1 protein-coding gene is annotated in these 424 nt (G+C 41.7%); it reads left to right on the forward strand.

Annotated features, from left to right (window positions below):
- Positions 1 to 424: hypothetical protein (locus E1171_RS23140; protein WP_222931272.1), on the forward strand; the 424-nt coding region annotated here is incomplete at both ends.

Consider the following 424-nt stretch of genomic DNA (forward strand, 5'->3'; position numbering starts at 1 on the left):
GTTTTTTGATGTCACCAGAAACACCTATGAGATTACTCCTGATGTAGCCTATTTTATTAATGACAGATGGGCTGTTGGAGTACGAGGCGGTTATACCTTTGATCAAGTTAGATTCCAACCTTTTGAATTTCCTGTTTTGGCTCCTGTTGCATTTAGTTCATTAAAGGTACGTGCACACCTGGTTACCCTTGACCCACTGATCAGATACTATATTCCGCTGGGAGACGATGGGAAAGGTGGCTTATTTATTCAGGGTCAATTACCTTTCAGATGGGGAGGAGCAAGGCAAATAGTAGATAACACCAAGTTAAAAGGTCCCCGATTATTTAATTTCACGGTCCAGCTTACGGCAGCCTTTTATTATTTTGTTACACCAAACATTGCTATTGAGGGTCTTTGGGCCTTTGCCCAATATCGTCTATGG

This window comes from Xanthovirga aplysinae (assembly GCF_009711365.1).
In the GTDB taxonomy this organism is placed as follows: domain Bacteria; phylum Bacteroidota; class Bacteroidia; order Cytophagales; family Cyclobacteriaceae; genus Xanthovirga; species Xanthovirga aplysinae.